Here is a 13,362-nt window from a genome sequence, read left to right as displayed (position 1 = left end):
TTACATTATAACGTATTTATTGCTGAAATATGTGGTTAGAATTAAGTCTAATTAACTCGGGAGGCTAATCATGTCTAAACAAGAAAAAATTTGTCGGATTGTTCGTTATATTACAAAAAATACTAACTGGCGAAAAACTTGTTGCCATTTTCAATGAAAAAAATAAAATTAGATGAATTACTTCGCTACGAAAATCAGCAAGTAATTCATTATTTTTGTCACCATAATCCCAATTTTTCATCTGAGCAAGCTCAGCAACTATTTCAAGATCTTCTTGCTTGGATGTGGCTGACTATGCAGCGAAAATCAGCAAAACGTCACACATATCTCTTTGGACCTTTACTGCTTTTAGATGAATTATGGCATGCGTTTATTTTACATACCCGCGACTATAGCAACTTTTGTGAGAATTATTTTGGTCAGTATTTTCATCATGATATAGAGCCGGTTGGACTTGAATATGAAGTAACACCTGATGAGTTAGCTGATTTCCTTGAAGATTGCTTCACCTATTTAGGTGAAGCATGGGTCGAGCGATATTTTTCTGAGGCATTTGCTTAGGTTAATTTGCTGTATTCCTAAAGGTATTAAAGAAAAGTTTACCCAAAATTATTTGACTGAGAAGCATCCTCATCGAAATTGTCTTCTTCAGGAATATTGACTTCAACGATCTTAAGCGGCTTTGTTGATTGCCTGAAAAAAAGGTTTGGTCTTTTCTCGTTTGGGTTAATGACAGGGTGTTCTTTGACTTCACTTATCGACTGTTTGACACAGGCTTGCCATCTTCCTGGTGTTCTTATCGTATGAACTAATTTATCATCAATTTTACAATTGTTAGAAACATGAGGTGGTCTTACTTCTGTAAATTCCATGCACTTTCCTGAAATGAAAGACTCTAAAAAAGTTTTAAATTCTACTTGAGAGGGATGCAGATCTTTAAAGCTCTCTGTAGCAGTACCTTTAGTATTAAAGGTTATACCATCCTCTAACGTTTTTCCTAATCTTTCTTTAACATTTTCATCCGTTAAAGCAGATTTACATTCCCCACAGAAGCGATGGCCATTTTTAGTGTCTAAACTAAGAACATTAGTACCAAACAAACATTTATCTGGCGTTATTCTCCAAACAACTGTTGTTTTTTCACCTTCTGGTGATTCATATTTACTTGTGATTTCTTTACCTATTTCTCCAGGCGCTAATGCAAGTTGGCCTCTATTTATTATAGCTTTAACACTGCTATTTAATCTACTGTGATCGCCATTAGCGACTCGAGTTTTTGAAGGTTGAGCCATAAAAATAACTTGAACTCTTTTATCAACGCCATTTTGCGTAAGTATCCCTGGATAAACGATATAAGCATGTGTGAAAGGGTCGGGATTACTAGCTGCCGTCTCTGGAGTAGTTAAACTATTTGCTACAGATGAGCAAGGCGGATTTGAGTTTGAGTTTATGTTTGAGGCAGGTGTAACACTTTCCACATCTTGTAGAAAAAGCGGGTTATTATTATCCCTTCCTGCGTGGCCAGCCATAAGAAGTGTGCTATTTTCATCTATCATGATATAGCTAAGACCACCGGGCACACCTGCTATATTTGTAGGTTTATGATATTCCCCTTTAACTCCCTTTGTTGGCCAGATAACAGGGCTTTTTACTGAAGGGATAACATTTTTTTCCTTTTTTAAGTGTTTAATGTTCAGGGTATGATCTGAATCAACTTTTGTACGAGGCATGATAATTAAAAAACTAATAAATTTGTTTAGATTTTAACTCTTTAGTATTAAGAAAATATTAAGTAATAAATTTTTAACCAAAAATTTTATTTTTTAAATAAAAATATCAATTTAACAGTAGCTTAGCAGGCTTCTAAATTCTTTATGAGTCTTACAAAATGAGCTGACGCCGTTAAATTCGATTAAATTTATTACTATATCGACAAGATATTATATATAACGTATTATCTTTAAATCTTGAATAAAGATAATACGTCTTAAAATCAATTTATTTCATGACTTATTTCAAAACTGTTAGTGACGAAACAAGGTCAAATGAAAAAGGGGCTGAAAAGGCACAGTGTCTATAAAATACATGAGCATCCCCATCTACATGGGAACAAGCTTTGAAGTGCCATTTTCGTTTGAGATTGGCCGTCAATGGCAGTTTCGAAAGAAGTCTATATTAACAAAAAGCAGTAGCCCTATTATCTATAGGTAATCTTAACTTTAATATAACTGAACAAACATACAACGTATTAAAGTAAGAAGAGTTTTACAGAAAGCTTAAAAGTATTAACTTAGTATAGGTGTCTCTTATTGAGAAGCGAGTTTTAATTCTTTGGAGTGAAACAATGACAGCTGGGCAGATGTCGGCCTCCCTTGCCGGACGATTGCCATTAGTATTAGGCAATCAACAGATACCAAAAGTCTATTATCGTTCTAAATTATTTACAGTTTCATTCACAGCTAATCCTCTTGTAGCAGCAGCAGGACCCTTACTTTCTCTTTTGGAACGACTATGTATTAGTCCTTCAATGCCACCTGTGCAAAATATTAGAGAGAATATTGAACATGAATTACGCGCTTTTCATAGCCGTCTGGCGGGAAAGGCCTATACAGAAGAATTCGATGCAATCGCTCATTATCTTCTATGCGCTACTATTGATGAACTTTTAGGTAAAAGCTACCTTCGTTTATATGGACGCCCTGCGGAATTTCAAGCATTTACACCTTTATCTTATGATGATATAGGCCCTGAGGAACGTTTTTTTGATATTGTTAATCATATTAAAGAAAGTCCCAATCAATACTTAGACTTAATTGAACTTGCTTATTATTGCCTTATCGCAGGCTTTGAAGGAAAACAACATCAGAAAGCAGATGGACGATTAATATTAGATAATATGATTGAAGAATTATTTCAACTTATTCAAAAACATCGAGTTAATAAGCCTTGCCATCTTTTTAAAGAATCAAAAAAAATGTCGATTCCTAAACAAAGCTATAAATCTATTTTAATAATAAGTTTAAGTTTATTAGGTATCTTAATAACAAGCTATGTAATTAGCTATTTTGTATTAGATGGTAAAGCCAAAGCAGTCCAATTTGGGCATGCTGTAATAGCAGAGCTGGATAATTGATGGATAAGTCATTAGAAACTTTATGTGACGCTCTAAAATACATTGGCTCACAGTTAAAACCGCAAAATAATCCTATTTCATTTATTCTTGTTACAGGAAAAAGAAAGCAAGGAAAAAGTGCTCTTTTAAAACAGAGCTCACTCAAACAATATACAGTAGATCCAGAAAATAACGCTAATTTTTTTTATAATGATTTAGGCATCATCTTAGAGCTTGGCGAAACATGGCTTAACCAAAGTGAAAATTTACTCACTTTTAGTTTAAAAAAATTAAACCGGTGTTGTAAAGGTATTAAAATAAGTGGAATTATTTTATGTATTGATAGTAGTGAGCTTTTTTTAGCCGAGCCTTTAACTTTTCAAGAGCAATGTAAGACACATTCCTTATTACTTGAAAATTTTGCCAATGCACTTGACTACTCTATTGACGCTGCCTTAATGCTTACGAAATTAGACAGCCTAGCTGGTTTTACTGAATTCTTTCAGTCAGAACATGAAATTGATTTAAAGAAACCTTTAGGCTTCTCGCTTGACTGGGGAAAAGAACGTACTAAGTTAATTGCACAATATCAGTATCGATTTGATCAAATGGTAGAAGTACTTGGGCAACAACTGATTAATAAGTTACACCCAGCTCGCTCAAGTTTAAAACGTACGTTAATTCGTGAATTTCCCCTACAATTAGCCGGGTTACGAGTTTCTATTCAAACAATACTACAAAATATCAACCATAATTTAGTACACCTACAGGCTATTTATTTTAGTAGCGCTGAGCAAGGTGGCTTAAGCGTTGATAGACTTAATAAAAAAATTCAGCATGAGTATGCGCTCTCTGTACAGGATAAATTTCCTCAGTCTACTAATTATCGTGCTTATTTTATTGAGGGAGCTATTGATTCATTTCAAATACAAACTCAATATCATCTTCCCCAATTAAGTAGAAAGCAGCACATTACTATTGCAGTAACGGTAACAGTAGTTAGTCTACTTTTGGCGGGTTTAAGTTATCAATATTTTAAAACTGCAAGATTACTAGATGAAGCAAGTAAAGAGCTTATTGCCTATGAGACCTTAACAAGCCAAGCAAATAAAACAGCCGCGCTTTACCATTTATCCTTAGCAGAAAACAAACTGAACTTAATTCCTCAGGGTATACTGCAAGTTTCTATCATTAATCAACTTAAAACGAAACTACATAAAAATACTAAGATTAAATTACGTCATAATTTTTTAGCTGATTTAATTGCAAGTCTTGAAGAAACACTAACAAATCCATCTCAAACACAAGCGGCAAGGTATCAAGCCTTAAAAATTTATCTCATGCTTGGCGAAGCTCGGCATTTTTCAGAAGCAGAAATACATCAGTGGTTTAATCAGTATTGGCAAAATACTCACTCAAGAAAGCTTGATGATACGCAGGAAATATTACTGAAAAAAGCCTTAAAACAACCTTTTCAACCGCTTCCTATTAATTTGCAGCTTGTTACTGATGCAAGGAATTATTTAAACGCTTTACCAGTTACTTATTTATACTATTCTTTAGCTAAAAGTTATTTTCCTAAACAAAATTTAGCTATGAATTTAAAAGGCTTTAATTTATCTAATCAGGAAATTCCTATTTATTTCACAAAAGAAGGATTTAGAAAAATTACTGCTTCTTTACCTACTATCATACAAAAATTACAAGAAGAAAATTGGGTTTTAGCTCGACAAGATTTAAGTACATTAACTACTCAATTAGAACAGGCCTATCATTTTGATTATATTACTTGGTGGCAAAATTTTATTAAACGGGTTCAACTTGAGCATTATCAAAATTATGAACAAGCGCGTCAACTTATACAAAATTTGCAACAAACAAATGCAATTACCCGCTTACTTACATTTATACAACAGCAAACTAGCCCTGAATCAGGTGAGCAGTTTGCCCTTTTCAATCAAAAGATTGCCAGTCAATTTACGCCCTTAAATTTAATTTCTATGTCTGCAACCCAGGAATTTACTCAAAATATTCGGGAATTAGAAAAATTATTAACTACACTGTCACTGATTAGAGACAATGGTCAAACTGTTTTTAATCTTACCCGCTCTCGATTTTTAGGTGAAAGCGTAGGTGATCCTTTAACTATGCTATATAGCAGAGCAAAGCAGCTACCTGAGCCTGTAGCTAGTTGGGCAAAGCAACTGTCTGATGATGTGTGGTTTATTTTTATAAATGATAGCAAACAGTATTTAAATAAAAAGTGGCAAGATACTGTCTTTATTCCTTACCAAAAAACTATCGCTCATCGTTATCCATTAGATTCAATACAAGAAGATGTTTCACTTGCTGATTTTAATAATTTTTTTGCCCCCCAAGGAATTTTAAATACTTTTGTTAGTCATTATTTAAAACCCTTTTTAGATACCTCTCATGCTGAATGGCGACCTAAAGAGCTTAATGGTTTTGTTTTACCTATTTCGCCAGATTTAGTGAACGAACTTATGAGGGCGAATGTCATTAGTAATATGTTTTTTCCAGATAATAGTGGAACAAGTAAAATTGAATTTAGTTTACAAAAAATTAATTTAGATCCAGTAGTAGCAAATTTAGAATTAAGTATTGGTCAAACAACGCTTCAAGATACACAAACAAGTGAATCTTATACAAGCTTTAACTGGCCCCAAGCTGGTGCCAAATTAATTTTAAGTGCTATTGATGGCAGCCATTTTGAGCTAGAAGAAAAAGGTGTTTGGGCCTTCTTTAAAATGTTACAAAAAGTTAACGTTTTAGTAGATAGTGCTGATAGCGCGAATTTACAAATCTTATTTGAAGTAAATGGAAATTCTGGCCGTTATTTACTAAAAACTCAAAACCAAATTAATCCCTTTAGCCCCGGAATTTTAACCGGGTTTAATTTAAAAGATGAAATTGCTTAAATTTTCATTAATTTTAAGTTTGAGTCCTGTTTATTAATGATACATTTAATCCAATTATGACTATTTTATCTAAATATAATGTTTTATTATTGATTAAATAATTTAGCATCTAAGACTCTATGCCAGCAGAACTTACTTTTAATAAAAATGATGAATATTTTTTGTCTATAGCTAAACAAGAACATCATAGCTTTCTAATGTTAGGAGTCATACAAAATAATACGCCCACTTTGTTAGCTAGAGTGGGCAAGACTAATGATATTGATCCTGATATACAAAAACGCTTTAAGCCTTTTTATAAAAATCTAACGACAGGTACCTTAGCACGGCTTGCTGATGAAAGACTTACACGCAAAAGCGCCCAAAAAGATGATATTACATATCAAGCCTATACAATTACTTATGAGCAAATGAAAGAATTTTTAGACCTCATTGCTTACATTGAAGAAAAACAATTAACTAATGAAGAGATTAAAAATGCTATAAATAAAACTTACAAAAAAAAATCAAAAAAAGAAGAAATTCAAGCATATATTCCTATTCAAGAAGTCAGAGCTAATAACCTAACTACAAATTCTAATCAAGTTGTTTTTGAATTTAAAAAATTAAGAGAATATGAGGCTCCCAAAAATATTTCTTTGCAGAATTTAGGACCTGCCCCACAAATTGTAAACAACATGAATAGAATTAATGTTAGCAATACATGCCGGCATAGCGCTGTAGATATTTTAGAATCCGTACTTCATTATAAAACAAATGCATCTAAACAGTTTTTTATTCCCCTTTCTTACCATACGAAATTAATAGGTGGTATTCCTGATAAACAATCTTTTTATATTCTTCCTCCCCCTCCTACTAGCTATAAGCCTTTAACTACTCATCAACTTAATACTCTTAATAAACTTTATGGGCGCTTAAAAAAAATACCTAAATTACATTGTCATGATCTTAAAACACGCATGAAATTTGATGAATTAAAAGATCTCTATAATAGGATTGCTGGCGCATCTAAACTTAGTGCTTCTGATCTACTTTTAGAAATAAGTAGATTTGAAAATGACAAAAAAGATATTTTGTTTCAACAACGCTCAAATCATTTTATTAGTTTTTTTTCACCTCATTCAGCCACCGAAAAAACATTACAAAAAATAAAAGCCAATTTAGGAAAAGAACATAATAATTATTCTACTGAAAATAACACAATGCCCATGCCTTAAGCTTTATCTAATCTAGTTAAACTGAAAAATGAAACAGTAAATCGGTGGTTTAAGGACAATATAATATTAAGTTGCACTGCTAATTATTAGGTGAGTTAATATTTATAGAATTTATAACAAGAAAAACAAGTAACTAGACTGCTTTTGCTGGTAAAACCTTTATGTCAGGATCTTTTGAATAAGCTTCTAAAATATCATGAATTAGCTGTTCAATGACACTGTCCATAGCATCTTCTTCAATTAAACCTTCTTGTGCTTTAACAGCCGCTAAACGATCTTCAACTTCTTTGGCTATTGAGCCATTAGGAAATAAATTAGCAAGTACTCGTCTTGCTTCAGCAGGACCTAAATGCCTATATAGTCGATTACGGACTGCAGCATCCTCTGCAGTAGTACTAAAAGCCCATAATTCAATAGGACCTAATGTAAGCGTTAGTAATTGTACGTTAACACCTGTTTTAGTAGCGTATTGAGCTAGGAATGTAGCTCCTCCAGCTCGGGGCCCATGGACACGCGTACGCAATGCTATTTTAGCAGTATCCGATAAGCCAAAAATTTGAGTGGTTTTTTCCACTGCTTGAGAAGGCCCTGCATCCATAATATAGATGGAAGTAGCAAAGTCAATCATTACAGAATCAAAGTCTTCTACTGATTGAGAAAGTAAAGCAATTTGCACTTTCCATTTTCTACCTTCTCGCATATCAATCAGTACTTGATCGCGAACTGCTAATGATTTAGCTGTACGGTGGAATTCATCGTATACAATACGTTTAGGATCTTCACGAATTTCTAATATACGATTTTTATGATAGTCTCGATATTGATCTGGTATACTACTTAAGCTTTCTTCCGTTAGATAGTAATGACGGGCTAAAACATAACGTGCAAGCATATACATCACAGAAGTTTGTCTATCCGCAGCATCTCCCCCGCTTTTCGCAACCTCATCTAAGTCTAACGATACAACTCGAGCATCGCCTATATCAAAACTTGTTACTCTTGATAAAATAGGATATTCACGTACAGCACCAGAAATCATACGCGAAAAAGCGTTTATTAATGATTCACCAGTCGGTGTAGTTACTTTTTCATATAAATCCTCAATTGATGCTGTACGACAAATTGATGCAGCATCAGCAATCAGGGGCATTGCATAACGCTGTGCGAGCATGGCCTCATGCATAAAACCTGCCGAAAATAATGAATCAGTTACTTCCCACCAGGTGGATTTCGAATCTCTGATAAATCCTATCTCTTCTAAGATGCTGTCAATAAATTCTTCCACGCCTGGGGCATAGGGTGTCGGATTAAATTCATCAGCCATACTTTTATATAACTCATCAACCACCATACCCGCTAAATCTGCCATGCCATCATACGGTTTAGGTGAACCTAAGGGAGTGGTAAGTAAAGTTAAAAAATTAACTAAAAACGAACGCTCAGAAGCTGTGGGATAACGACAGCCTAACTGCGTATCAAAAGGGTTAATAGAATACTCAGGCGTCATACGCAATCGATAATAAGCGGCTAGATGGCGTTTAGATGCAGGCAGAGCCTCTTTTAATAAAGAAATTAGACCACTACTTGAAGGGCCAATATCAATAATTGCAATACGTGCTAATCTGGTGATACCAGCTGAGAGGCATAAAGCTAGATTTAAAGCATTAGATAATACTGACTTACCCGAACCAGGGCGAGCATAAATTAAATCAATCCATGTTGTTTGTTGGGTAGACCCAGGCTGATATGGCCATGGTTTACCATCAGGTGAGCGAAATAAAATTGCACCAGTAGCCCAGGGCGAAGCAGGGCGAGTAATTGGCAACATAGTGATTACATCAGATAAAGGTGCGACTGAAGGTACAGCTGCACTGTTAGTCGTAGTCGCTAACATACTAGAAACAAAGCCTGCAAAAGGATCACCACAAATTTCTGATATATCGGTTGAGCCCCATCCTTGAATTGCCTTCACTAATTCAGAACTACGACGACGTAATAAGGGAATTTCACCTTCTTTAGCCCAGGTTGTTGCTACCACACGTAATTTTACAATAGCATCATCTGTATTTAGCTTTAAATATTTTAAGAGATTTACAGAGTCACTTATCAATCTATTTTGAGCCGAAGAAAAACTTAATATTGAAGATAATAAGCCTTTAAATCTAATCGTATCTAGTCCTTCACTTTCGATTAAAAAGGAAATTCGCCAGGGCACATGGGAGGGTAAAATTCGGGAAAAAAGGCTAATAAAAGGTCTAACTTCTTTAGGAAACAAATCAATAAAAACAGAGGAATATATTTTATCTCCTACTTGTACTGTTCTTAAGTCAAGGCTGAATGCATCACGAGGAATAATTTGCTTCGCTAATGAAGGCCATAAGAGATCTGAAGCGTCCCCTTCAAAATCATTAATTTCGCGGGGAAAAATTTTATCTCCAGGTAAAGTAGCTCGCCAATCCTCTGCTGTAAAGTCAGCGTCTGCCGTCATGCGAATAGCATGTACTGCCTCATGAACTTCCATTAAATTAGCAAAAATATTAAGGGTTGCCAAATCATTTAATATAGCACGCACATAAGCTTCATGTGTATCACGTAATTCTGGAATAGCTGCATAGACCGTTTGAGTGTTTTTAAAAGGAGGCGCCTTAGTATCTCTAATCATCTTGATTTTGGCTTTATTAGCAGCTTTTAACTGTTCTTGTGCAAGATTAATAGGCCTCGTAAATAGTACAAAATAAACTTTTTCATCAGCACAATATTGTGCCAAATAATCAACTCTCTCTTTAAATAAATCAGCTAGATTCAACTCAAGCCGTTCAGCTGTACTATGAGCCGGTGTATAAACCTTTTCAATAACTTTTTTAATATTTTGTTTATCATGACTAAAAAAGACTTGTAATGCGTGACCTGGTCGACCCATCGCAGCTTGGAATGAATTAGTTAATCCTTCAACTAATATCTGAAATTCATCTGTGCCGGATAAAGCAGTAATTCCTTCTACTTTGATAATAGAAAGCAAAGAGCCATCATGATTTACCAGAACCGTGGGGCTATCGGCTGTTTCTAATTCACAATAAGATTCTGTAGTCTGCTTTAAAGAAGTACTAAGCCAGGCGAAAAAAGTATCAACCCCTTCAAAAAAAGACTCTGCCCACTTACTCATACCCTTTCCTATTTTAGCTTCAGTGCAACTAATGCAGCTAAATTAATAATTAATAAAGTTAGCTTACTTCTTAAACTATCTTTCTTATTTTAGAGTATCTTTTTAAAGATAATTTGTATATCTAACTATTTCTATTATATATAGAACATATTCTTTAGTAATTCTTTAAATAGACTTCTGGAAACTCGCTGCCATTGCAGTAGAGTTTCCAGAAGTCTAATGAGATTTAATGAAAATTAGATAATCTAACTAGCTTCCGTCATTTCTTCTAACGCACTTGCAGCCCACTGCTCAATTTGCTTTCGGAACTTAGCCCGAGATGGTAAAAGACGAATATTATGAAAAAGTTTATCTGCAGTATCAATAGAAGTACCAGAATCAATGATCAATTGGCCAAAAATAGCCGGATCACTTGTCCCCTCGCCAAATTTCTCTTCTACAGCTTGCGAACGAAATTTAAAACTTCGATATATATTTTGGGCACTTGTTTTATACCCTGTATCGTTTGTAATAGCGCAAAATAAGACATGGCACAGGCTATTTAATTCCTCTTGAGAAAGCTCAGGCAAATAAATTAAGGTACCACCACCATAACCACCAACCCCTACAGATTCTATAAAAAAACATTGCGCACAAAAGCAACATGCAGTTGCCATATTAGCTAAGCGATTATTAGTATAATTGCCATCAAGATTTACTACCTCTTGAAATAGCTTTGCCTGAAAACCACAAAATTGGCAGGTGTAACGATCACGTTGAAATACTTTTAATTCAAATGACTTAAATCGTTCATCTGCTTTTCTGGCTGAATATAAGCGCCAAGAACCAGGACTAGCTACAAGTTTTAACTTATTACTTTCCTGATCTAAACCCATATAAACCTCTGTATACTTCTTAATTTTCAAACAAGTCATAAAAGTTTAGAAGCCCTAAAGCTTCTAAACTTTTAATAAATTTATCTACAGACAAATTATAGACTAAAATAATATCATTTTAGGTTTCTGAACCAATAATAGAACCGCTAGGACCAGCTACCTTACCACCACTAGTTCCAAACATAGTATAACCAGCAACATCTAGAATTGTTGGTAGGAATAACAATGCGGCTGCTATAAGTACTAAAGCTATTGGGGTACCAATGGTTATTTGCGTAGGGTTATCCTTATGCTGTTTAAATTTCATAATAGCACCAATTGAAAAACCAATACCTGCTAAATATGAACCACCCGTAATCAATCGAGTTAAACTGGCAAAAGATTTAACTATATTAGATGCCATTGAGCCGATTGTTGGGCCGCCAGCCAAGGCAGACTCTGCTACTATTATTAAACTAATACATGATACCCAAGCAAATAGCCTTTTAAAATTTATTTTCCTAAAAAAAGCCGAGCTTTTCACTTTTATTCTCCTATATATTAACTTGTGCCATATAAAGTATTATTAATTATTTCTAAAGTAAGAACAATGTTCATTGCAATAATACCACCAATAACATGAACCATTCCTTTACCTAATCCTCCCGGAGACTGCCCTTGGGAAGATGAACGAGCAATTAATACCCACCCTCTTACGAATGCAATTAAACCTATAACTTGAATGATAATTGCCAAAGAACGCCCCACTACGCTATCATTACCAAATAATGCACTTATAGTTGGGTTTTGGCTATCAACTGCCGTATAGCCAATAATGTTAGGTGAACCAAATGTTGTATTAAGTAGAATACTTAATCCGGTAGGAAAATAAATAAACATACATGCTACCAAAAGATAGACTAAAGGCTCTTTCATACTTGCATGGCTAGACATCATCGTGCGGGATTCTCCATAACTTTTTAAAGAATAAATAGCTTTAAAAGCAAAGAAAACACCTATAACATAGGCAGCACCAGTAATAAGCCTTTCTACAGGAATTAAACTTTTAGCAATATTAATAATGATATCTGCATTAGAGGTTATCCAATTTGTAACTGAACCACCACCTGTTGCCATAACTGCCTCAACTATCTTGTTGACTAAACCTAATTACCTGACCTGAACTAGTCAAAACACGTCCCTGATTAGGATCAATCAATTTAACCACACCATACCCTGGAATATTCGTCCCCTCCCTTACCGTAAGTGTAGACCCATTTGATGCAATTAACCACGCCCTACCTGGAATAACAGCTTGTATATAATATACTCTACGTGGAACAATTACCCGACGTACAACTTTTCTTACTTTAGGCGCTTTTTTTACTACAGATAATGCCGTAATTTGGCTAACTTGCTTCTCTATTGTAGCAGAAAGTGTATTAATTGTTTGGGCTAAATTTTCAATCTTTACATTTAAATTACTTATATTTGAGCTAATACCACTAAGCTGATTATTTAAGGTATTAATATCAGCTCGCATTCCCTGCTGATTAATATCTATTGCAGAAATTTTTTGATCAAGTTGACTTACATCAGGTGAAGGAGTGCTTACAGTAACAGTGGTTGGTGTAGTTGTTGTAGACGATGATGTTGTTGTTTGAACTGGTGTAGATTCTGGCGATTGGGGCTGCTGCGTTTGCATATCACCCGTAGGTAATGCTGCGATAGGTGCAGAAGTATCAGCTGGTATAGCATTAGTAGTAGCTGTATTGGTTGTGCTCGTTGATGATTGATCAGTAGGCGTTGTTATAGTAGGAATACTTGCATCACTTGATGTAGTCTTTTTAGTAAAAGAACTTATAAACCTATAGACTACTAAAGCTAATAAAATCAGTACAATTGCAATAATCGCATTTCTTATAACATGACCGCCGCCCGCAGAGCGTACACGAGTTGTGCGTTCGACTACTTCATCATCCTGGCCCATGGGATCAGTACTAATAGTATCGTAATCAACAAATTCATATTCATCATTATCTTGAATTTTATCTACCATGTCTTACCCACTTTTAGC

At 34.6% G+C, this 13,362-nt stretch carries 10 protein-coding genes; 4 read left to right on the top strand and 6 right to left on the bottom strand.

Going from position 1 to position 13,362, the window contains the following annotated elements; translation table 11 throughout:
• The first annotated feature begins 153 nt into the window (after positions 1-153).
• Entirely contained in the window at positions 154-561 is a 408-nt protein-coding gene (locus DYH30_RS03620) for a glycine-rich domain-containing protein (RefSeq protein ID WP_115330346.1), read from the top strand.
• Between the two features lie 38 nt (positions 562-599).
• On the opposite strand, the gene DYH30_RS03615 is transcribed toward DYH30_RS03620, so the two are convergent.
• Entirely contained in the window at positions 600-1,730 is a 1,131-nt protein-coding gene (locus DYH30_RS03615; RefSeq protein WP_115330345.1) for a hypothetical protein, read from the bottom strand.
• Positions 1,731-2,344: 614 nt separating this feature from the next.
• Between DYH30_RS03615 and icmH the strand changes: the two genes are divergently transcribed.
• From icmH to DYH30_RS03600, 3 genes are all read left to right on the top strand, one after another.
• Positions 2,345-3,133, top strand: a complete 789-nt coding sequence (gene icmH, locus DYH30_RS03610) for a type IVB secretion system protein IcmH/DotU (RefSeq protein ID WP_115330344.1) — start codon at positions 2,345-2,347, stop codon at positions 3,131-3,133.
• The gene (gene icmF / locus DYH30_RS03605) at positions 3,133-6,051 is read left to right on the top strand and encodes a type IVB secretion system protein IcmF (protein ID WP_115330343.1); all 2,919 of its coding nucleotides are present in this window, start codon (positions 3,133-3,135) and stop codon (positions 6,049-6,051) included. Before icmH ends, icmF begins: the two co-directional genes overlap by 1 nt.
• Before the next feature lie 119 nt (positions 6,052-6,170).
• Complete coding sequence (locus DYH30_RS03600; RefSeq protein ID WP_115330342.1) at positions 6,171-7,268, top strand: hypothetical protein; 1,098 nt, start codon at positions 6,171-6,173, stop codon at positions 7,266-7,268.
• Positions 7,269-7,401: 133 nt separating this feature from the next.
• Here DYH30_RS03600 and DYH30_RS03595 read toward each other — a convergent pair whose 3' ends face one another.
• The 5 genes from DYH30_RS03595 to icmG all read right to left on the bottom strand — a co-directional run bounded on the left by DYH30_RS03595 (position 7,402) and on the right by icmG (position 13,344).
• Positions 7,402-10,431, bottom strand: coding sequence for a type IV secretion protein IcmB (locus DYH30_RS03595; RefSeq protein ID WP_115330341.1), 3,030 nt, complete (start codon positions 10,429-10,431; stop codon positions 7,402-7,404).
• 245 nt (positions 10,432-10,676) lie between these two features.
• Positions 10,677-11,306, bottom strand: coding sequence for a type IVB secretion system protein IcmJDotN (gene icmJ, locus DYH30_RS03590; protein ID WP_115330340.1), 630 nt, complete (start codon positions 11,304-11,306; stop codon positions 10,677-10,679).
• Between the two features lie 118 nt (positions 11,307-11,424).
• Positions 11,425-11,766, bottom strand: coding sequence for a type IV secretion protein IcmD (locus tag DYH30_RS03585; protein WP_423202836.1), 342 nt, complete (start codon positions 11,764-11,766; stop codon positions 11,425-11,427).
• A gap of 80 nt (positions 11,767-11,846) precedes the next feature.
• Complete coding sequence (locus DYH30_RS03580; RefSeq protein ID WP_115330339.1) at positions 11,847-12,422, bottom strand: type IV secretion protein IcmC; 576 nt, start codon at positions 12,420-12,422, stop codon at positions 11,847-11,849.
• 7 nt (positions 12,423-12,429) lie between these two features.
• Positions 12,430-13,344 (bottom strand): type IVB secretion system protein IcmG/DotF, encoded by a 915-nt coding sequence (icmG, locus tag DYH30_RS03575; RefSeq protein ID WP_115330338.1) that lies wholly within the window; start codon positions 13,342-13,344, stop codon positions 12,430-12,432.
• Between the last annotated feature and the right edge of the window lie 18 nt (positions 13,345-13,362).

This window comes from Legionella busanensis (assembly GCF_900461525.1).
GTDB lineage: Bacteria > Pseudomonadota > Gammaproteobacteria > Legionellales > Legionellaceae > Legionella_C > Legionella_C busanensis.
The sequence above is the reverse complement of the archived record's forward strand: the minus strand, read 5'-3'. Positions and strand labels throughout refer to the sequence as shown.